The 18,600-nt window shown below is 31.8% G+C and carries 20 protein-coding genes; 3 read left to right on the top strand and 17 right to left on the bottom strand.

What is annotated here, in order from left to right:
* Position 1 precedes the first annotated feature (1 nt).
* From IW20_RS10765 to IW20_RS10755, 3 genes are all read right to left on the bottom strand, one after another.
* Complete coding sequence (locus tag IW20_RS10765; RefSeq protein WP_035621839.1) at positions 2-808, bottom strand: phosphoribosyltransferase family protein; 807 nt, start codon at positions 806-808, stop codon at positions 2-4.
* Positions 809-810: 2 nt separating this feature from the next.
* Positions 811-1,476, bottom strand: a complete 666-nt coding sequence (locus IW20_RS10760) for an HAD family hydrolase (RefSeq protein WP_035622212.1) — start codon at positions 1,474-1,476, stop codon at positions 811-813.
* Between the two features lie 131 nt (positions 1,477-1,607).
* Positions 1,608-2,183, bottom strand: coding sequence for a TerD family protein (locus IW20_RS10755; RefSeq protein ID WP_035621837.1), 576 nt, complete (start codon positions 2,181-2,183; stop codon positions 1,608-1,610).
* 774 nt (positions 2,184-2,957) lie between these two features.
* On the opposite strand from IW20_RS10755, the gene IW20_RS10750 reads away from it, so the two are divergent.
* The gene (locus IW20_RS10750; protein WP_035621835.1) at positions 2,958-3,557 is read left to right on the top strand and encodes a DUF937 domain-containing protein; all 600 of its coding nucleotides are present in this window, start codon (positions 2,958-2,960) and stop codon (positions 3,555-3,557) included.
* An 89-nt stretch (positions 3,558-3,646) separates the two neighbouring features.
* Here IW20_RS10750 and IW20_RS10745 read toward each other — a convergent pair whose 3' ends face one another.
* The 7 genes from IW20_RS10745 to IW20_RS10715 form a co-directional block, all read right to left on the bottom strand.
* On the bottom strand, positions 3,647-4,555 hold the full coding sequence (locus IW20_RS10745) for a pseudouridine synthase (protein WP_035621833.1): 909 nt from the start codon (positions 4,553-4,555) through the stop codon (positions 3,647-3,649).
* 138 nt (positions 4,556-4,693) lie between these two features.
* Positions 4,694-5,650 carry a geranylgeranylglycerol-phosphate geranylgeranyltransferase gene (locus tag IW20_RS10740; protein ID WP_035621831.1) on the bottom strand — a complete coding sequence of 319 codons (957 nt, stop codon included), beginning with the start codon at positions 5,648-5,650 and terminating at the stop codon, positions 4,694-4,696.
* Between the two features lie 61 nt (positions 5,651-5,711).
* A complete protein-coding gene (locus tag IW20_RS10735; protein WP_035621829.1) occupies positions 5,712-6,302 on the bottom strand; it encodes a DUF502 domain-containing protein in 591 nt (196 codons plus the stop codon).
* Positions 6,303-6,442: 140 nt separating this feature from the next.
* Positions 6,443-7,381, bottom strand: a complete 939-nt coding sequence (locus tag IW20_RS10730; protein WP_035621827.1) for a mevalonate kinase family protein — start codon at positions 7,379-7,381, stop codon at positions 6,443-6,445.
* Between the two features lie 4 nt (positions 7,382-7,385).
* Positions 7,386-7,691, bottom strand: coding sequence for a type II toxin-antitoxin system RelE/ParE family toxin (locus IW20_RS10725; RefSeq protein ID WP_035621825.1), 306 nt, complete (start codon positions 7,689-7,691; stop codon positions 7,386-7,388).
* Positions 7,691-7,909, bottom strand: a complete 219-nt coding sequence (locus tag IW20_RS10720) for a hypothetical protein (protein ID WP_035621822.1) — start codon at positions 7,907-7,909, stop codon at positions 7,691-7,693. The genes IW20_RS10725 and IW20_RS10720 overlap by 1 nt, the downstream gene beginning before the upstream one ends.
* A gap of 29 nt (positions 7,910-7,938) precedes the next feature.
* Complete coding sequence (locus tag IW20_RS10715; RefSeq protein ID WP_035621820.1) at positions 7,939-9,042, bottom strand: diphosphomevalonate/mevalonate 3,5-bisphosphate decarboxylase family protein; 1,104 nt, start codon at positions 9,040-9,042, stop codon at positions 7,939-7,941.
* Positions 9,043-9,150: 108 nt separating this feature from the next.
* On the opposite strand from IW20_RS10715, the gene IW20_RS10710 reads away from it, so the two are divergent.
* The gene (locus IW20_RS10710; protein WP_035621818.1) at positions 9,151-9,627 is read left to right on the top strand and encodes a TspO/MBR family protein; all 477 of its coding nucleotides are present in this window, start codon (positions 9,151-9,153) and stop codon (positions 9,625-9,627) included.
* A gap of 77 nt (positions 9,628-9,704) precedes the next feature.
* Here IW20_RS10710 and IW20_RS10705 read toward each other — a convergent pair whose 3' ends face one another.
* From IW20_RS10705 to IW20_RS10685, 5 genes are all read right to left on the bottom strand, one after another.
* Positions 9,705-10,433 carry a hypothetical protein gene (locus tag IW20_RS10705; protein ID WP_035621817.1) on the bottom strand — a complete coding sequence of 243 codons (729 nt, stop codon included), beginning with the start codon at positions 10,431-10,433 and terminating at the stop codon, positions 9,705-9,707.
* A 150-nt stretch (positions 10,434-10,583) separates the two neighbouring features.
* Positions 10,584-11,258 carry an MBL fold metallo-hydrolase gene (locus tag IW20_RS10700; protein ID WP_035621813.1) on the bottom strand — a complete coding sequence of 225 codons (675 nt, stop codon included), beginning with the start codon at positions 11,256-11,258 and terminating at the stop codon, positions 10,584-10,586.
* A 64-nt stretch (positions 11,259-11,322) separates the two neighbouring features.
* Complete coding sequence (locus IW20_RS10695) at positions 11,323-11,898, bottom strand: Crp/Fnr family transcriptional regulator (protein ID WP_035621810.1); 576 nt, start codon at positions 11,896-11,898, stop codon at positions 11,323-11,325.
* A gap of 12 nt (positions 11,899-11,910) precedes the next feature.
* Positions 11,911-13,119, bottom strand: a complete 1,209-nt coding sequence (locus IW20_RS10690) for a BaiN/RdsA family NAD(P)/FAD-dependent oxidoreductase (protein ID WP_035621807.1) — start codon at positions 13,117-13,119, stop codon at positions 11,911-11,913.
* A gap of 71 nt (positions 13,120-13,190) precedes the next feature.
* Complete coding sequence (locus IW20_RS10685) at positions 13,191-13,877, bottom strand: glycerophosphodiester phosphodiesterase (protein WP_035621805.1); 687 nt, start codon at positions 13,875-13,877, stop codon at positions 13,191-13,193.
* 127 nt (positions 13,878-14,004) lie between these two features.
* Between IW20_RS10685 and IW20_RS10680 the strand changes: the two genes are divergently transcribed.
* Complete coding sequence (locus tag IW20_RS10680; protein WP_035621802.1) at positions 14,005-14,265, top strand: type II toxin-antitoxin system Phd/YefM family antitoxin; 261 nt, start codon at positions 14,005-14,007, stop codon at positions 14,263-14,265.
* A gap of 176 nt (positions 14,266-14,441) precedes the next feature.
* On the opposite strand, the gene IW20_RS10675 is transcribed toward IW20_RS10680, so the two are convergent.
* Both IW20_RS10675 and IW20_RS10670 read right to left on the bottom strand, forming a co-directional pair.
* Positions 14,442-16,307: a glycoside hydrolase family 13 protein gene (locus tag IW20_RS10675; RefSeq protein ID WP_035621799.1), complete on the bottom strand. Its 1,866-nt coding sequence runs from the start codon at positions 16,305-16,307 to the stop codon at positions 14,442-14,444.
* 142 nt (positions 16,308-16,449) lie between these two features.
* The gene (locus IW20_RS10670; RefSeq protein ID WP_035621796.1) at positions 16,450-18,564 is read right to left on the bottom strand and encodes a glycoside hydrolase family 97 protein; all 2,115 of its coding nucleotides are present in this window, start codon (positions 18,562-18,564) and stop codon (positions 16,450-16,452) included.
* Positions 18,565-18,600: the final 36 nt, after the last annotated feature.

Below are 18,600 nucleotides of genomic sequence, written 5' to 3'. Positions count from 1 at the left end.
TTTAATCTATTTTTATTACGTTAATATTGTTCTTGTATTCTATAATCTGATGGTAATTATTACTTATCGCAAGATGAAATAAATCATTGCTTTTCTTTGTAGATATATTGTTTACCAAATAGGCAAATTCATCTTCATTAAGACTTAATATAAACTTTACAATTCGAGTGTTGTACTGAAAATGGTCGCTGTTTATAATACTCGCTATATCCTCAACATTCTTAACCGAAAAATAATTGTAATGATTCTCTATATTAGGATGAATGTCTTTGTTTATTAACTCAGCAAAATATAAAAATATAAAATCACCATTTACGTTGTACTGATTTAGTATTTTGTTTACCGTATGTTCGTGACTTCCGGTTATTTTAATATCATCTACAAAAATGCAAAGTTTTCCCTCGATAAAATTCCTGTCGATATAATACGTATCATTCGATATTAATCGTACTCTTTCTTCAAAATCTAAATTCCCATAATCGGTAACGTAGGTTTGATTTCGGTATATTTTAGATTCGATAGATGCTTTTTTGTTGTTTTTAAATAAGAAAGCATTAAGGTGTTTCTTAAAGTAATAACACAAGAAGTTAGAAGCAGTTGGTATCGATAAATACGGACTTGGAAGAATGACAATTTCCTGATCAGATAAAATCAAGTCATGATATTCATTTACGAAGCCATCAAATAATTCTTTTGCAAATTTCTCTGCATAAAACTTATCTCCAAACTTAAATCGGCTGTATTCTGTTTCCTGAAAAGGGCAATTATCTTTTTCAAGAATTTTATGTAAACTATAGTTCTTATTCACTTTTATAATTTTAATAGGTGTGCATCAAATCCAAAATTTATAGCTCCGTTGTAATCGGCCACAATATTGTCTCCTACATGCAGTATTCCTTTTTTGGTTATTGGTTTAATTTCATTTGCTTGGTTAAAAACCATTTGAAATATTTCGTTATTTGGTTTAGAAAGACCCACTTCATCCGAATAAATCTGAAATTTAAAGAAAGAATCCAGTTCGTAATGCGACAGTATTTTTCTAAGCGTATTCCCTTTTATAAAAGCTGTATTGCTTAATAAATTAATTGTCTTTTCTTGTTGAGTTATTTCTTTAAAAAGTTGTGGGATGTTATCATAAAGAAGCTCAGGTTTATATTTTAAAAATAATAATTCAGTTTCTTTATAAAACAATTCTAATTTTGTGGTGTCATAATCATTAATATTGACATTTAGTGCGCTAAGAATAAGATAGTAAATTTCGTAAGTGTCGATATTTAATCCAGTTCTTTCGTTTATGTTATTGCATAAAGCATCATAATAACGCACAACATCATTAACCTTTTCGATTGTAGTATCTACATCAAAAAAGTCTTTGAATAGTAAGTTTCTTTTACTTTTAAATTCGGGATTTGATTTTATTAATGTTAGCCATAAATCAAAAGAAAGGTGACTGTGGTTTGTGTAATTTATTTTCAAGCTTTTAATTTTAATTAAAAACATTTTATTTTAATGTTTCAAAACACTTCAAAGGAGTTTTTTTGAATGGTAAAACAATTTGTTTCTGTAATTATTAATGAACGAATGGGTTTTTGGGCTAGGTTTAGAAATTATTTGATGATTTCACCAGAATAATACTTTTCTAAAAAGTAACCTAAATCGGCTCTGTATCCTATCCCCGAAGCTTCAAACCTCCATTGTTCATTTCTTTTATAAAGCCTTCCAAATTCTATTCCTGTTTCTATCGAGAAATCTTCGTCTAACTCGTATTTAGCTATTTCTTCTCGGGTGGAATTGTCTACGATTCTTATGTATGAGTTTCTAACTTGTCCGAAGTTTTGTTTTCTTCTTTCGTAATCTTCAATTGTAACTACAAATAAGATTTCTTTTACTCTTGGGTCAACTTTTGTCAAGTCAATTTTTATAGCTTCGTCATCATCACCATCGCTACTTTTTCCGTCTGGATCATCACCAGAATGTTCCAGAGATCCGTCGGGAGATTTGAGATTGTTATAGAAAACAAAATAATCTTCATCCAGAAGTTTTCTTTCAGAATTAATCATAATTGCAGAAGCATCCAGATCAAAATTGCTTCCTGTGCCTTCATTTGGATCCCAACCTAAGCCAATAGTTATATCTAATAAGCCAATATTTATTTTTTGCCCTTTCTGTAAGTTAATTGCCATATTGTGGTATAAAGTGAAACCGAATTTAAAAGGTTAAAATTAAAATTTAATTTTGCATTAAACTATTTAAATATGCTAAAAACAGGTTTTTCTTTCTATTATTTTTCACGTTATTTATAACTTAAGACTATTTTAGGCAAATTACAGGATTTAGTGTGTCTATCCTTAATATAAAAAAAGTTTTTTCTCCTTTTGTTTGTTTTGAAAAACTTAAATCCTACTAAAATTTATTCTTTTTAGTTTGTTGTAATTGAGTGTTTTGAATTTTTTAGATTCGTTTTAAATCCCAATCATCTAAACGCTTAATGATTTTGTAGTGTTATGGTATTTTGAAAGCAATTATAGAAAGAAGTTTTTCTTAAAATGTGTATCTGAATAAAATAGCAAGACAATGATGAATGAGGAAAACGGAAGTAGTATTTTTCATCTAAATTATAACTTCGAAATGTTTTTGTTAAAAATTAATTATAGGATTTGTTAACACTGGATTGTTTCTGAAAAAAAGAAAAAAGAACTGTTGATTTGCTATATTATTGTGTAAATTCTTAATTTTTTTTAAGGTTTTAGTTTGTATTGATATTTAGAGTATTAGCGGTTTTATTGGGTTTGTAGCTTAGAGATGTAATTATAAAGTAAATGAGAGGAAAAATTTTTAACGTTTTTTTTGGATATGTTATTATTTTACATACATTTATCACATAAACGATAAAATGCCACACTTTGTCGATTATTTATAATTGGTATAAATTATTTTTAATTAAAAAATCCAGATTAATGAATCCAAATTTACAAATTGAACTTAGACGTTTTATTTCTTCAAATGTTGTTTCAAAACTGAATAAATTTTATTTTGAAAATGACGCCTTATTAATTAAAGCAATTGATGCTTCTATCGGAACTATCTTAATAGGAGTTTATAATAAAATACACGAAGTCAGTTTGTATAATGAGTTGGTAGAGATTGTAGGAGCTACTGATTTTTATAAAGAAATAGATTTTGAATCCGGAAGATTGTTATCTGTCGATGATTGTTACAAAGACGAAGGGAATAAGTTATTAAAGCGGATTTTTGATAACAAGAAGGGGCGAATTACCGAAATGGTCTCTAACGAAGTTGGTATTAAAAGCGAAACTGCTCGCGAAGTATTAAATTTTTCAGCACTTTTAGTTCTTTCTTATTTTAGCTATAAAAAACAAGTGCAAGAAGACCTCCAGTTATTGCTAGAAGAGCAAAAAAGAGGTGTTTTAAATAGTATTCCTCTCGGAATCAAGATTATCTTAGGTTTCTCATCTTACGAAGTTGTCGAAGAAAAAAGAAAAACTAGATTTTCAAACTCAATTTTCAATCACATTTTTTCAAATAGTAATTCTTAAGAATAATATTCTTTAGTTTTAAGTTAAAAAAAAATCCCATTTTACTTTTGTAAAATAGGATTCTCTCGTTTATATATAATTTGAAGATATTATACGTTCTTCAAATTGATAATTTCCTGTTCTGTTAAAAAACGCCAGTTACCTCTTGGTAAATTCTTTTTGGTTAAACCAGCAAAAGATACACGGTCAATACGTAAAACATCGTAGTCAAAGTGTTCAAAAATAGATCGAACTACTTTTACATTTGATGAACGTAATTTTAATCCAATTTCGCTTTTTGGTTCATTGTCGATGTAGCTAATATCTTCTACAAAAACACGGTGTCCGTCAAGAACTAATCCTTTGTTTATTTTTTCTAAATCCTCAAATTTCAAGTTTTTATCTAATGAAACTTGGTATATTTTAGATGATTTCTGGCTTGGTAAAGTAAATTTACGAAGCATATCAGTATCATTTGTAAACAATAATAATCCTGTAGTGTTTTTATCCATTCTACCAACTGCTGCAATTTTTGCATTAGTCGAACCACGAACCAATTCTAATACGTTACGGTATTCCTGACCTTCGTCAAAAGCAGTCGTAAAGTTTTTTGGTTTGTTTAATAAGATGTATTCTTTTTTTTCTGGTGTCAAAACTGCTCCGTCAAAATTAACGGTATCACCTGGTTTTACTAAGTATCCCATTTCTGTAACAGGTACTCCGTTTACTTTTACATTTCCAGACTGGATGTAGATATCTGCATCACGGCGAGAACATGCCCCAGAATTAGCAATATATTTGTTTAAACGAATCTCATCGGCAGCCTTTTGTCTTTTAGGTGCTTGATTCGGTTTTTTGGCAGCTTTTGCAGCAGCTTCTTCCTCTACCTTAGTAATCGGTTTCGCTTTTTTTGGCCCTTGTGCACGCTTTTGCATGGCAGGTTTTGGCTTATTTGAGTTAGGTCTTGAGCTATTTGCTCTTGGTCCTTTTCCTTTATTATTGCCTTCCTTATTATTCATAAATCCTGTAATTTGTGCAAAGATAGTTTATTATTGCTTAATAGTAGTAACTTGATTGTTGTTAGATTGATAGCTTTTAATACTATTACTAACCTTTAAATCCAAAATTATCTAAAAATGCTGAAAAATTTGAATTAATTATATTTTTAAAAGTAAAGTTTTTCCATGCCACAAAACGCTTGGATTAATAAGTACAATACAAAATACACCCGAAACAATAAGAAATTTTAAGACATTGTGCAAAAGCAAAAATTGTGTCTTAGAATTTGATTTCCAAAGGTAAAGTAAGAAAAATATTAAAACGATAAAGCAAGTGTAGAAATAAATGTCCATATAACCTACATCATATATCTCTATCAGAATGTAAACAGGAACAATGGTAAGGAAAGTTAAAAATGTGATGATTTTTTTTGAAGTTCTCTCTCCGTAAATTATAGGTATGGTTTTGTAATTGTTAACCAAGTCGCCTTTTAGATTCTCTAAATCCTTTATCATTTCGCGAATTAGTAATAGTACAAACAAAAAAACGGCATGAGCAGATATTACTGCAAAATGACCTCTTTGGTTTTCTAAATCATCAAAAGAAATCTGATTGTAAAAATATAATAATATGGCAAAGAAAGGTAATACAGCAAGTAAAGCAGCCATTAAATTCCCAATTAGCGGGTACTTTTTTACTTTATGAGAATAAAACCAGATTAAGAATATATATGCCGAAAAAAACAAGAATGCTCTCCAAGATACAATCAAAGCCATTAATGCAGCGATGAAGTTTAGTGTGAAATATACACTTAGTTTTGTTTTCTGACTCACTAATCTATCCAGCATAGATTTGTTTGGGCGATTAATTAAATCTTTCTGGCTGTCGTAAAAATTATTAATAATATAGCCAGACGCAATGGTAATTGCCGAAGCAAAAACTATTAAAAATAAGTTGAAGTCAAGTATAATGTCTAGAGCTCTTTTTTCGGGAGCCAAAATAAATATTGCCGATAAGTATTGTGCAATAACAATAATAGGAATGTTATAACCTCTTATTACAGAGAACAGACTTATTATTTTCATCGCTAAGATTTTATTCTGTCGGCTTAACATTTTTTTTGTTAGAGGTTATTGTTATTTGTAGGATACAGATTATATATTGGTTTTAAAATTACTAAAGTACATCTTTTAATAATTTTGAAGAGCCATATCCTAATTTTCTTATGCACACTAAAGCCTCTTTTTGCGATATCTTGGTTTCTTTTATTCTTTCTTTTTCCATAAAATAGATAGAACCAGTCCATGGGCTAGGGGCATCTGGTACAAAAACAGTAAAATGTTCTTCGTCGATTTGCTCAATTAAAAATGCAAACTGCCATCCATCATCTACGCGTGCTAAAATTACTTTTAAATCTTCAGATTTTTCAATGCCCATAATGTTTTCATTCATGTTCTTCATAAACGAATAGCCAGGGATAAGACTTAAAATGCTGTTTTCTAGTTTAGAAACTAAAGATTTGGCTTGCCTGCTTTTGGATAATAATCCTGCTAAAAAGCAAAGTATTATAATGATTAATAGGCCAATTAATTCTTCTAGAGCCATTCCTAATACTTTTACTTTTGGTAAATTACTGACTAGAGGAATGGTAATCTTTTGTAGGATATGATAGCCTTTTTCAAAAAAGAATATGATTAAGGCTAACGGAATCAAGAAAAGAATTCCACCTATAAAAGTTGACTTGAGGATGCTTAAAATACTTTTCATATTAAATAACTTGCTAGATTGTGATGATTTTTTAAGAAAAAAAGGCACGTTGGTGGCATTAAACTTTTAGAGCCGAATATATCGACTCTAAAAATTGTAACTATTTAATATTCTAAAATCTTAGAATTTGTATTCGGTATTTAAAATTGGTAGACTACTTCTAGTTTGTAGTCTTTTAATGCTTGCTTAGCGCGTTCTAAATCTTGGGTAAAACCAAGGATATAACCTCCACCGCCAGAACCACATAATTTTAGGTAATAATCATTTGTGTCAATACCATGTTGCCAAATACCATGAAACTGTTCAGGAATCATAGGTTTGAAATTATTCAAAACTACTTTTGATAATTTTTTGGTATTACTAAACAAAGACTTCATGTCACCATGTAGAAAATTCTCTACACAAGCATCTGTATATTTTACAAACTGGTTTTTTAACATCGTACGGAAACCTTTGTCTTTTAGGTTTTCCATAAAAATATTTACCATTGGAGCAGTTTCTCCAACAATTCCTGAATCTAATAAAAACACAGCTCCTTTTCCGTCAAAACTTTGATTAGGAATTCCAGTTGCCTCAATATTATCTTTAGAGTTTATTAAAATCGGGATGCTTAAGTAACTATTTAAAGGATCTAATCCAGAACTTTTTCCGTGGAAAAAACTCTCCATTTGAGAAAAAATAGTTTTTAGCTGTAATAATTTCTCACGAGTTAAGTTTTCTAAAACTGTGATTTTGTTTTGAGCATATTTATCATAAATAGCAGCAACAAGAGCACCACTACTTCCGACTCCATATCCTTGTGGGATGCTAGAATCAAAATACATTCCTGTTTCGACATCATTCTTTAAAGTAGCCAAATCAAAAGTTACCAATTCTGGTTGTTCTGTTTGCAATGTTTCAAGATATGCTGTAAATCTGCTTAAACTTGCGTTTGAAGAAATGGCTTCCGCCGAAGGATTTTCAGTTCTCTTCAATGCACCATTGTAAAAATTATAAGGAATAGACAAACCTTTTGAGTCACGAATAATTCCGTATTCTCCAAAAAGTAATATTTTCGAGTAAAATAATGGTCCTTTCATATATTTATTTAATGTCTTTCTTAATTTTATTTGGGTCTTGTCGAGTGTCGAAAATGGTGTAAATCTTAATTTCATTTGAACCAAAACTATACAAGAAACTTGATTGTTTTGTTATAACGCATTTTCGATATTTTTTATTTACTGATGATTTTGGAAAAATTTCAGGATTCATACTTATTATCGAAATTGCTTTTTGAAATTTCAATAAAAATATATCTTTTGATTTTTTAGACCATCTGGCTTCAATAAAATTTAAAACAGAATCTAAACTTTTTTCAGCTGTTTTTGAAATATTTACTTTAAGATTCACTACCTGTATTTTTTCATCACATCTTCAAAGCTTGTAAATTCCCCTCTTTCAAATTCTAATTCACTTTGAGCAATATCTTCTTTTTGGGATTCAGTTAAATCATCCCACCAATCTTTCTTCTCTTTTCTTAGCAATTTTGCAACAGCCATTATGATTGAAGGATCATTAGTTTCTTTCAACATGTTTATTGCTTCAAGTTTTTCTAATTGAATGTCCATAATCTAAATTTTAATTAAAGATACGAAATTTATGATGCAATTGAACCTGATCCAATTTCGTCGCAAAGGTACTGACCATTCTGACAAAATACAACTAATTCGTCCTGAATAAATTGTAAGATTTCTTCTCTAACGTTTTCGGGATACAAAACATGAACATTTGCGCCTGCATCTAGTGTAAAACAAACAGGGATTTTAGTCTCTGCTCTAAATTTCCAAATAGCATTTATAATCTGTAATGTATTTGGTTTCATTAAGATAAAATACGGCATTGATGTCATCATCATAGCATGCAATGTTAATGCTTCGCTTTCGACTACTTTGATGAATTCGTCTAAATCTCCACTTTCAAAAATAGAGATTAGTTTATCCAAGTTTTCATGGGCTTGCGCAAAACGTCTTTCGGCATAAGGATGATCATGCATTAAATCATGCCCTACTGTGCTCGAAACTTGTTTTTCACCTTTATCAACTAATAAAATAGTGTCTTGGAAATTCTTGAAGTTCTCATGAATTGTATTTGGAAATTCTACTCCAAATAAATCTGAACTTCCTTTTATGTTTGCTTGATTTCCCCAAACAACAACGCTTCCTTTTACACTTCGGCAAGCACTTCCTGAACCCAAACGAGCAAGGAAAGAAGCTTTTTGAAAGAAATAATCATCAGTCATTTCTGGGTTTAAAGTTTTTTCCAGACTCATAAAATTCATTGCCAAAGCTGCCATTCCAGATGCCGATGATGCAATCCCGGAGCTATGCGGAAAAGTATTTTGAGTGTCTATTGTAAAATGGTAATCTTTCAGGAAAGGTAGATAAACGAAAACACGTTCCAGAAACTTCTGGATTTTTGGTTTAAAATCTTCTTTTGGTTTTCCTTCAAAAAGTAAATCAAATGAAAAGTCATCTTTCGTCTCACTGAGCGGAGTCGAAGTGTTTTTCTTTGAAAAACTCAATTTAGTAATTGTTTTACAATTGTTTAAAGTAAAACTTACTGAAGGATTAGCCGGAATTTGATTGTCTTTTTTCCCCCAATATTTTACTAAAGCAATATTGCTTGGAGCGCTCCACTCAAAATTACCTTGTTCTATAGTCGAAGTATATTTTTTTGGAATAAAATCGTTTGCTGTAAACATAAAAATATAAAATTTACGCAAAGATACTTTTTTTGAATTATACCTTTCGCACTTTTTGATAGCCTACAAAAATGTTTACCTTTATTAACTCAAAAAAAATATAATAAAATGAATAAAATCACTCGAATTTTAGCTGTTGTTGTTACTTGTCTTGCTATTGGATATTTTTCGGGAATTGTTACCAGATCTAGTGTCGATACTTGGTATCCTACATTGATAAAACCAAGTTTTAATCCGCCAAATTGGGTTTTTGCACCAGCTTGGAGTTTGCTTTATCTTTTGATGGGTGTTGCAGCAGGATTGGTTTGGGATCGTATAGAATATGAAAAAGAAACTGTTAAAAATGCATTGGTTTTCTTCGCAATACAATTAGCACTAAACGCTTTGTGGTCGTATTTGTTCTTCGGGTTAATGAATCCGTTATTGGCACTTCTTGAAGTTTTTGTTCTTTGGCTGATGATTTATGAAACTCTTTTAAAATTTATAAAAATCAACAAAGTTGCAGGTTATTTATTAGTTCCTTATTTGCTTTGGGTGAGTTATGCCACGGTTCTAAATGCTAGTATTTGGTGGCTGAATAAGTAATCTAGAGTAACAGTTTACAGTTGCGGTATTCAGTCAATCAGGAAACTGAGATTGTCACTGAGTTTAAAAAACTATTTTCACAGTTTTTTAAACTCTTTATTTTTAGCGTACAAAAAGTCCATTGTGGTCAGTACGTTATTGTTTTCTATAAAGGTTTTAGATTTAGGGTCAGCATCGCAAAATTCAATAAAAAGATCTTTTTGTTCGGGTTTTAATTTTAAATCTTTGGTGAAAAAATCTGAAGGTATTGTTTTTGTGATGAGCTTTTTGAAATCAGTTTCCGAAGTTTTCTTTTTGAGTTCTTCTTTATCTTTTTTAAACAAATTTAAAAGTCCAGTTCCCATTCTAGCAAAGTCCATCCCATTTGGAATAGTTCCGTCGTAAACACCAGTATATTTTTGCAAAGATCCTGCTTCTTTATAGAGTTTTACCTCGTCTAAATCTTTTTGAGTAATTTTTACAGGATTAAATTCCATAGTAGTAATCACTACTTCATCCAATTCTTCTGCTTTGATAGCCATATTAACAATAATATTATTTTTATCGATATTGGCTTGAGTTATTTTTAGTCTTGTAAAAAAGTAATCTTTAGAGAAAAATAGCACACTATCTTTTACTCTAACAGGAATTGAAAATTCTCCCAAAGCATTTGTCCTAGTGCTGGTTTTTGCAGTTTTATTAATTACTTCGACTTCTTTAAGAGGATTGCTGTTGGAAAAAACCTTTCCGTGAAGTAATTTTTCTGTCTGAGAAACACTAAGTTGATAGGTAAGTAGCGAAATTGTTGTAAGTAGTTTTACTTTCATAAATGGTTAATTGGTTGAAAGTAAAATTATTAGAATTGTCTTAACTAAAACTTATAGAATCTCTAAAGTCTTGTTAATTCGGTTTTTAGTTTTCAGTATTCAATACCAGTCGCAGTGCTCAAAACTGAAAACTGTGACTGGTAGTAAAAATTAAATTGTAGAAAATTTATTCACGAATCGATCTAATTCACCATTGTTTATTAGAACAGGGCCATGACCAAAACATAATATTTTTGGTTTTAATGCAGCTAGTTTTTTTATGGATTCTCTGTTTTGTTGTTGATTCTTTGTAAACAAGCTCGGAGGTTCATGCAATCCCGGAATTGTGGTTAATAAATTCATGTTAGTCATTACATCACCAACAATAAGAACGCCATCGTTTTCTCTAAAAAAAGACAGATGACCTGTGGAATGTCCAGGAGTTTCAATTACTGTAAATCCGCCTACGATATCTCCTTCTTTAATAATTTTAGATACTTCACAACCTTTTCCTGCCCAAAGTTTTGCCTGAAATTTAGAAATTATATTGTTTGGATTTGGGTATTCAGTAGTTACATTTCCGCTTTCGGCTGCTTGTTTTTCGGGTTCACTACACCACAATGGAATTTTTAAAGTATCGCAAATAATTTTGCTACTTCCCTGATGGTCGGCATGTGCATGGGTAAGTACATGAGTATTTACTTTTTTGTCTTTTAGAGTATTTAAAATTTTAGATGCCGAACTTCTTATTGCTGCATCTATAAGTACATCTTCAATCAAATAACAGTTAATACTGTTGCGGGGCAATACCGATATCTGGTAAACGTCTTTGGCTATGTTTTTCATCTTCTGTTAAAATTTGTTATTGGTCAAAGATGTAAAAACGGGACGTTAATCTATTTGATAAATGTTAAGAAATACTTTGGCGAATGCGACTTAAAGATTCGGGTGTAATACCCAAAAATGATGCTATATAGATAAGAGGTGTGCGTATAATAATCTTAGATGGTGCAGTTTGTAAAAAAGTAAGGTATTTTTCTTTGGCAGGAATCATTTGTAATTTTAATACTCGATCTGCCATGCATAGATAGTTTTGTTCGGCCAGAATTCTTCCTACGCGTTCCCAATTAGGAATTTCATTGTATAATTGTTGCATTCTTTCGTAATTTATCGAGAGTACTTCGCACTCTTCAATGCATTGTATATTCTCGAAAGAATGGGTTTGGTTTATAAAACTAGAGTAGGAGGCAATAAAGCCATCATCGCAGCTTAAATATGTTGTTATTTCTTTTCCATTTTTTAAATAATAAACTCTGGCTAATCCGCTAATAATAAAGTAAATCTTGTTACTCGTTTTTCCAATAGTAGCTAGATATTCTTTAGGTTTAAATGTGTCATATTCAAAACAAGAAACTACCTTTTTAATTTCTTCTTCGGTAAACGGAGCAATTGCCTGAATTTGTTGTTCTAATGAAATTGAATTCATAGTTGGATTTTCTTAAATAGAATTTGCTACAATAAACCCACTCGTCCATGCATTCTGGAAATTAAATCCGCCAGTAATTGCATCGATATTTACAATTTCTCCAGCAAAATATAGATTTTCATGAAGCTTGCTTTCCATGGTTTTAAAGTTTATTTCTTTTAAGTCTATTCCGCCAGCAGTTACAAATTCTTCTTTAAAAGTGCTTTTTCCATTCACCTGAAAAGTTCCATTTGTTAATTGATTTGCTAGATTCTGAAGCTGAACTTTAGATAAATCTGCCCATTTGGTTTCGATATCAATAGTAGAAGCCAGAACTAAACTTTCCCATAATCGATTTGGGAAATCAAAAGGTGATTTTTTAGAAACAGCTTTTTTGGCGTGTTCCTGTTTTAAGTCCTTAAGTATCTTTTCGGCATCTTCGGTATCAATGTCATTTAACCAATTTACAAAAATTGTAAACTGATAATTTTTGTCATGTAAAATGCGCGCTCCCCAAGCGGAAAGTTTTAAAATTGCAGGACCACTCATTCCCCAATGTGTAATTAATAAAGGACCAGTCGATTCTAGTTTGGTACCTTTTACCTTTACAGTTGCTTGTGCCGCAACACCTGGTAATTCTTTTATTCGAGGGTCTTTTATATTAAAGGTAAATAGGGAAGGGACAGGACTTACTATGGCGTGACCAAAAGTTTGTAGCATTTCCCATATTTTAGGATTGCTTCCTGTTGCCAAAACCAATTTCTCGGCTATATAATTCTGGTTTTGTGTTTCGACTTTCCAGAAATTTTCTTTTTTAAAGATAGATTGTACGCTTTGACTTGTAAGTATGGTAATACCTAATTTGGCTGTAGTTTTTAAAAAACAATCAATGATAGTTTGCGATGAATTAGATACTGGGAACATTCTTCCGTCGTCTTCAATTTTTAATTCTACGCCATGTTTTTCAAACCATTCGATGGTGTCTCCCGAACAAAACTGATGAAAAGGTCCTCGTAGTTCTTTCTCGCCACGCGGATAAAATTTAACCAATTCATTTGGCTCAAAACAAGCATGGGTTACGTTACAGCGACCACCACCAGAAACACGAACTTTTGTTAGTACTTCGGAACCACGTTCTAAAATAGCGACTTTTAATTTTGAGTTTTTCTCGACAATATTAATTGCTGTAAAAAAACCTGCTGCACCACCACCTACTATTATTATATCAAAATTTTGAGTCATATTTTTATTTTAACCTCTAAGTATCTTTGTTAAAGTTCTAAACTTTGACAAAGATCATATAAGAATTGGTTTTATATTCTATCAGGGAAATCACTAATGATTCCGCTTACGTTGTATGTTTTTATTCTTGCAATGTCTTCCTTTTCATTGATTGTCCAAGGGAAAATCTGAAAGCCTTTTTCTTGTATTTGTATTGCGTTCTCTTTGTTTAGCAAATTAAAATCGGGATGAATTGCTTTTGCCTTTATGCTTTCTGCAAAAGTAATAGCCGAGTCAATATCAGTTTCGGTTAAAACACCAATAGGTATTTTCGGATTTAGTAAAACGATTTGTTGTAAAAAATCCCATTCAAAACTTGATACAATAAAAGAATTGTAATTCCATTTTTTTTCTGAAACGTATAATTCGATTAATGCAGCTACAGCATTGGCAGTTCCCTGACCTTTTAATTCTATATTAATAAAACATTGCTGGTTTACTAAATCAAAAACTTCGGTTAATGTCGAAATCTGTAGTTCGTTTTCTATCCGGAATGCTTTTAATTCCTGCAAAGATAATGTATTTACAAAACCTTTTCCGTTGGTAGTTCTGTCAATTGTTTCATCATGAATTACAATAATATGACCATCAGAACTTAGGTGTACATCTAGTTCTATACCATCAGCATGTAAGTCTAATGCTTTCTGGAATGCTTTTAAGGTGTTTTCTGGTTCGTAACCTCTTGCGCCACGATGTGCTATTTTAAGAATTTCACTCATAGTTTTACAAAAGTAAACAAAATGATGTCGATTTTAAAAGTGAACTATAAAGACACATTAATCTATTAGTAACCTTTACTAATTATTAATCTGTATATTTTTATGTACATTCGTAAAAATGCGAATTATGAAAACAGTTAGTGTTACAGAATTTAGAGATAACATTAAAAAGTATCTTGATATTGCTGAATCTGAAAAACTAGTTATACATAGAAGTAAAGGTCGTTCTTTTGTAGTTATACCTTTAGAAGATGAAGATGACGAGTGTTTGCTAAGTGATAAACAAAAAATAGCGATAGATGAAGCCTTAGGAGATGTTGCTAATAACAAAGTGCATTCTCATCAAGATGTTATGGAAGAAACTAAAAGACGCTTCCCTCATTTGTGAACAAGATTTGTTTTGTGACTTAACCGCAAAGGGAGCGAAGTCTTACGCAAAGTTCGCAAAGCTTTATAAAAAAAGCCACAGATTATAATGACTCATGCAGATTTTAAAATCCATTTAATCGTTATAATCTGTGGCTAAATATATTTCTAGCTACAAAGAATGTGAAACTTAGCTTTTTATTCTAGTTCTAATACTATTGCAGATTTTGGTTCTAAAGTAATTTCAGATGTCAAATCGAATGTTTTTCCTGTAAGGATGTCTTTTCCTAATTTAAAGGTTTTGATGTTTTCTTTAAAACGATTTGTTTTAAGTGATTGCTCTTTTGCATTGTTATTAAAAACGACCATTACTGTTTTAGCATCTGTATATCTAAAATAAACATAGGTGTTGTTTTCTGGAATATAATGTGTCATTTTTCCGAAATGAACTGCTTCATTTGATTTCCTCCATTTGAATAATTTTGAAGTAAAATCGAAATATTTAGTTTGTTCAGCAGTTCTTCCTGCTGCGGTAAAAGCATTATTTTTATCGCCATTCCATCCGCCAGGGAAATCTTGTCGAATATCAGCATCGCCTTTGCTTTTATCGCCACCCATTCCTATTTCTGAACCATAATACAATTGCGGAATTCCACGAACGGTTGCCATTAAAGTCATTGCCAATTTGTATTTAGCGAAATCGTATTTATAGACATCATTGATTCTGTTTGTGTCATGATTTTCGGCAAAGACCAAAATATTGTCAGGGTTTGGGTATAAATAATCTAAAGCAAAATTATTGTAGAATTTAATCATACCATTGTCCCAAGTTGCTTCACTTTCGTTAAAAGCAGATCCAATTTGATTATGTAATGTAAAATCCATTACGCTTGGCAAATTCGAATTGTAGTTTTCGATTGCGCCTATTTTGCTGTCTTTTTGCCAGAACGCTAAATTTGCCTGATTGTGCATCCAGATTTCTCCAACGATATTAAAGTTTGGATATTCATTGGTAATCGCTTTTGCCCAATTTGCCATTGCAGCAGGGTCAGAATAGTTGTAAGTGTCTACTCTAAATCCGTCAAGATCTGCATATTCAATCCACCAAATTGCGTTTTGAGTTAGGTATTTTGCTACTAAAGGATTTTTTAAATTTAAATCTGGCATTGAAGGTACAAACCAACCATCAATACAAACTTCCTGATCTAGTTTTGAAGCGTGAATGTCTGTGATTACTTCACGACGGTGGTGGGTTTGTGTGAAGGTTTCAAATTGATTGAACCAAGTTTTGGTTGGCATATCTTTTATCATCCAATGTGTGATTCCCCAGTGATTGGTTACATAATCCATAACCAGTTTCATGTCTCTTTTATGCATTTCGGCAGCCAAGCGCGCATAATCTTCGTTTGTTCCGTAACGAGGATCTATTTTATACACATCCGATTGGGCGTAGCCGTGATACGAATGTTGTTTGTCATTGTCTTCGTTTAAAGGCGTATTCCAAATAGTTGTTGCGCCTAGAGATGAAATATAATCTAAGTTTTTGATGATTCCTTCGATATCACCACCATGACGTCCGCTTGGGTCTTGTCGGTTTCCTTTTTCTGTAGAAGCAGCGTTGCTATCGTTTTTAGGATTACCATTTGCAAAACGATCTGGCATGATTAGGTACATCACATCGGAGGCATCAAAACTTTTGCGTTGAGCAGAATTTTCTCTTCTTTTCTTCAAAGAGTATTTTTGTGTAAATGCAACTTTGTTTTTGTTTTTAAATGAAAAAACTAATTCAGATGCAGGAATGTCTTTAGTGTCGATTGTTACGAAAACGTAGTTAGGATTTTCGGTTTTTTTAATGTCTTTAATAGTTACATTATTAGAAACAGTAGGTTCGTATTGAGCAATGTTTTTTCCGTAGAACATAATCTGTAGTTCTGGATTGTTCATGCCTGCATACCAAAAAGGAGGCTCTGTTTTTTGAATTTGAGCTTTCGCGGAAGCGGAAAACAATAAAACAAATAAGATTATTTTATAGATTGAATGGTGGTGTGTTTTTTGGATATTCATAATTTTAAATGTAATTATTCTCGTTGCCAGTTCGAGCGGAGTCAAGAACCATTGCGGGATCTCGACTCTGCTCGATGTGACAAAAAGAGAGTTATGAAAAAAAGACAAGTAATTCTGAGGGAATCACTTGTCTTTAAAAAAATTATTTAGTTTCGATTATGCTAATTGCATAACCACCACCTGGAACAGATAACTGTGATAATTTTGATTTATTTGTTACTGCTATTTTCTTGATAGTGTAAGCTTGTGGATTTGTTTTGTAGTGTGCATCTTTTGCATCAGCATAAATTGTTGCTGTATATTTTTTTCCTTTTTCAAGGAAATCAAAGTTGATGTTTGATGTACGACTAACGTCTCCGTTTACATTCCCTACAAACCAGTTGTTAGTTCCTTTTGCTTTACGAGCTACAGTAATATAATCACCTGGTTCTGCTTCAATATATTTACTTTCATCCCAATCGATAGCAACATCTTTGATGAATTGGAAAGCATCTGCAAATTTGTTGTAGTGCTCAGGAAGATCGGCTGCCATTTGTAATGGGCTGTACATAGTAACGTATAATGCTAATTGATTTGCAATTGTACTGTTTACATGTGACTTGTTATCTGGATTAAGTTTGCTAATATCCATTTCGAAAATACCCGGAGTATAATCCATTGGTCCACCAATTAATCTTGTAAATGGTAAGATTGTTACGTGATTTGCTTTAGAACCACCAAATGCTTGGTATTCTGTTCCTCTTGCAGATTCGTTACCGATTAAGTTAGGATATGTTCTGCTAATACCTGTTGGGCGTACTGCTTCGTGTGCATTAACCATAATTTTATATTCAGCAGCTTTTTCTAAAGCATATTGATAATGGTTTACAATCCATTGGTCATAATGATTCTCTCCTCTAGGCAAGATGTCACCTACGTAACCACTTTTTACAGCATCATATCCATTGTCTTTCATGAATTGGTATGCTTTGTCCATATGGCGCTCGTAGTTACGAACTGAACCTGAAGTTTCGTGGTGCATGATGATTTTTACACCTTTTGATTTTGCATAAGCGTGCAATCCTTTTACATCAAAATCTGGGTAAGGAGTTACGAAATCAAAAACGTAATCTTTTGAGTGTCCAAACCAGTCTTCCCAACCTTCATTCCAACCTTCAACAAGTACGGCATCAAAACCATTTTGAGCTGCAAAGTCAATGTATTTTTTTACGTTAGCATTAGTTGCTCCGTGAGTTCCGTTTGGTTTTGCTTTAGAGAAATCTGAAACTCCAAGTTGTACTGTAGGGAAATCGTTAGTGTATGACCAAGAACTTTTTCCTGTAATCATTTCCCACCAAACACCTACATATTTAACTGGTTTTATCCAAGACGTATCTTCAATTTTACAAGGGTCGTTTAAGTTTAATGTCATTTTTGAATTAAGAATTTCTCTTGCATCATCGCTAACAATAATTGTTCTCCAAGGTGAGTGACTTGGTGCTTGCATGTATCCTTTATCACCTTTTGCATCTGGAGTTAACCAAGATTCGAAAACCATATTTTTATCATCAAGGTTTAAGTGCATACATGAATAATTGATTAATGCTGCTTCGTGAAGATTGATATATACTCCTTCGGCAGTTTTTAGCATAAGCGAAGTCTGAACTCCTGTAGGAGAAAAAGACTTTTGAGATACGTTTGCCGTATATGCTTTTTCTGATAATCCACGGATTTCTGATAATTTCGATTTTGTGTAATCGTATTCTTGTGTATCATAATCACCAGGAATCCAAAATGCAGTATGGTCGCCCGTCATTGCAAATTGTGTTTTTTCTTCTTTGATTACAAAATACGTAAGGTTCTTTTGAGTTGGGAATTCATAACGGAATCCAAGTCCATCATCAAACAAACGGAAACGGATTAACAATTGTCTGTCTGTCCCTTTTTGGTTTAAGGTTACTGCAAGTTCATTGTAATGATTGCGTATAGAAGCTACTTCTCCCCAAACTGGTTTCCAGTTTTCGTCAAAAGTTGCAGTTTTTGTATCAATAACCGTAAAGTCATTTAGTAACGATTTTTTATCGTCTTTAAGCTCAAGTCCCAACTTACTGGATTTTACAACCTCTTTGTTTTTGTATTTAAGATTGTAAGTTGGAGTTCCATCGCTTTGTAGCGAAAACTCCATGACAAATTTTCCTTCAGGCGATTTTAGTTGTTGTGCTTTTGTAATGTTACAAAATGCAACCAGAATGAAGGCTGTGAAAATGAAATTCTTCATGTTGTTTAATTAAAAAATGTTATAAAAAATATATAG

The sequence above is a fragment of the Flavobacterium hydatis genome, assembly GCF_000737695.1.
Classification (GTDB): Bacteria; Bacteroidota; Bacteroidia; order Flavobacteriales; family Flavobacteriaceae; genus Flavobacterium; species Flavobacterium hydatis.
The sequence above is the reverse complement of the archived record's forward strand: the minus strand, read 5'-3'. Positions and strand labels throughout refer to the sequence as shown.